The sequence below is a fragment of the Edaphosphingomonas laterariae genome (assembly GCF_900188165.1).
GTDB lineage: Bacteria > Pseudomonadota > Alphaproteobacteria > Sphingomonadales > Sphingomonadaceae > Sphingomonas_E > Sphingomonas_E laterariae.
Genome location: NZ_FZOS01000070.1, coordinates 1 through 2,473, shown reverse-complemented (window position 1 = coordinate 2,473; position 2,473 = coordinate 1). Strand labels below are relative to the sequence as shown.

The window sequence follows — 2,473 nt, the reverse complement described above, 5'->3', positions numbered from 1 at the left end:
CTGACCCGGGATTTTCACCGAGAAGTGACCCGCCTGCGGTTATGGTTTGGGTGTCATTGGTGGGTCAAGATGTGGGCTTCTCCTTTCTGGGTTTGGGCCGCTGGGCCGAGCTGTTCTTGAACCGGAAGCTGTCGTTGCCAGTTTCGAGGATGTGGCAGTGATGGGTGAGGCGATCGAGGAGCGCGGTAGTCATCTTGGCGTCGCCGAACGCGCTGGCCCATTCGCTGAAGCTGAGGTTGGTGGTGATGATGACGCTGGTGCGCTCGTAGAGCTTGCTCAGCAGATGGAAGAGCAGTGCGCCGCCTGACGCGCTGAACGGCAGATATCCGAGCTCGTCGAGGACGACCAGATCCGAGTGGAGCAGCCGATTGGCGATCTGGCCGGGCCTGCCCTGGGCTTTCTCCTGTTCGAGCGCGTTGACCAGCTCGACCGTGGAGAAGAAGCGGACACGCTTGCGGTGATGCTCGATGGCCTGGATGCCCAGCGCCGTGGCGACATGGGTTTTGCCGGTGCCCGGACCGCCGACCAGCACGATATTGTCGGCGACGTCGACAAATTCGCAGCGGTGCAGTTGGCGCACCAGCGCTTCGTTGACCTCGCTGCTGGCAAAGTCGAAGCCCGCCAGATCGCGATAGGCGGGGAACCGCGCAGCCTTGAGCTGATAGGCCACCGAGCGCACTTCGCGCTCGGCGGTTTCCGCTTTCAGTAGCTGGGAGAGGATCGGGACCGCAGCCTCGAACGCCGGGGCTCCCTGCTCCATGAGATCGGTGACGGCTTGCGCCATGCCGTGCATCTTGAGGCTACGCAGCATGACGACGATGGCGCCACTGGCGGGATCATGACGCATGGCGATTCTCCCGGCGCAGGGCGTCGTAGCGTTCGACATTGGCGATTGGCTCGCTGACCAGCCTCAACGCCTGGGGCGCTGTCACCGGGGGCGTGGTGACCGGCTTTCCATCGAGCAGCCTGTGCAAGAGGTTGAGGATGTGGGTCTTGGTCGGAACGCCGGCATCCAGAGCCATCGCAACTGCGGTCAGAACAACCTGCTCGTCATGATGCAGCACCAGCGCCAGGATCTCGACCATTTCCCTGTCACCGCCGGGGGAGCGCAGCAGGTGTCGCTGCAGCCGCTGGAACGGTTCCGGCAGCTCGAGGAACGGGGCGCCGTTGCGCAGGGCACCGGGCTTGCGCTGGACCACGGCCAGATAATGGCGCCAGTCGTAGACGGTGCGTCCCGGTCCATCATGGGATCGCTCGATGATCCGCCGATGTTCGCACACCACCTGTCCCTCGGCGACCACCAGGAAGCGATCGGGATAGACGCGGAGGCTGACAGGCCGATTGGCGAAGGACGCCGGCACGCTGTAGCGGTTGCGCTCGAGATGAACGAGGCAGGTCGGCGAGACGCGCTTGCCATATTCGACGAAGCCGTCGAAGGGCCGGCCCACCGGCATCAGGCATTCCGCCTCATCGGCCCAGGCATCGGCGACCGACCCGGGCGCGCTTCCATGCGGTATCTCCGGCCACAATGCCCTGCAGCGCTGCTCCAGCCACAGGTTCAACGCGTCCAGGCTTTCGGCCTGCGGGATGGGTTGCCACAGGCGGTGGCGCGCATCCTGCACGTTCTTCTCGACCTGGCCCTTTTCCCAACCCGCTGCCGGATTGCAGAACTCGGCCTCGAACAAATAGTGACTGACCATTGTCAGGAAGCGCGTGTTGACGTTGCGCTCCTTGCCGCGCCCGACCTTGTCGACGGCGGTGCGCATATTGTCGTAAATCCCCCGCCGCGGCACGCCGCCCAACACGCGGAACGCGTGATTATGGGCGTCGAACAGCATTTCGTGGGTCTGCAGCAGATAGGCCCGCACGATGAAGGCCCGGCTGTGACTGAGCTTGAAGTGCGCCACCTGCAGCTTGGTGCGAACGCCGGCGATGATCGCCCAGTCCTCGCTCCAATCGAACTGGAACGCCTCTCCAGGCGCGAACGATAGCGGGACGAACGTGCCGCGGCCGCTGATCTGTTGCTGACACCGATAATCGTCACGCCAGTCCCGGGCGAATGCGGCGACCCTATTATAGGATCCCTCATAGCCCAGGCTCACCAAATCGGCGTGCAGTTGCTTGATCGTCCGCTTTTGCTTGCGCGGTCGATTCATCTCCCGCCTCAGCCAGGCCGACAGCCGTTCCGCAAACGGATCCAGCTTGCTCGGTCGCTCAGGAACCTTGAAGCGCGGCTCGACCATGTCGGACCGCAGATATTTGCGGATCGTGTTGCGCGACAGTCCCGTGCGCCGCGCAATCTCGCGGATCGGCAGATGATCGCGATAATGCCAGCGCCGGATCACACTCAGTAACGCCATGTCCAACACTCCATGACCCCCCGCTCGCCAAGCCGGAGGGGTGAGTTCAACATGGGTCACTTCTCAGTGGAAATATCGGCCCTTCCCGGGTCAGCTCTCAGTGGAAATCAACA

The 2,473-nt window shown here is 63.4% G+C and carries 2 protein-coding genes; both read right to left on the bottom strand.

What is annotated here, in order from left to right:
• Positions 1-64 precede the first annotated feature (64 nt).
• Positions 65-847 (bottom strand): IS21-like element helper ATPase IstB, encoded by a 783-nt coding sequence (gene istB, locus CHB74_RS21295; RefSeq protein WP_089221460.1) that lies wholly within the window; start codon positions 845-847, stop codon positions 65-67.
• Positions 837-2,360, bottom strand: coding sequence for an IS21 family transposase (gene istA, locus CHB74_RS21290; RefSeq protein WP_089221459.1), 1,524 nt, complete (start codon positions 2,358-2,360; stop codon positions 837-839). Before istA ends, istB begins: the two co-directional genes overlap by 11 nt.
• Between the last annotated feature and the right edge of the window lie 113 nt (positions 2,361-2,473).

Coding starts and splice junctions, on each gene's coding strand:
- istB (WP_089221460.1), bottom strand. CDS start 847: ATGCGTCATGATCCCGCCAGTGGCGCCATCGTCGTCATGCTGCGTAGC.
- istA (WP_089221459.1), bottom strand. CDS start 2,360: ATGGCGTTACTGAGTGTGATCCGGCGCTGGCATTATCGCGATCATCTG.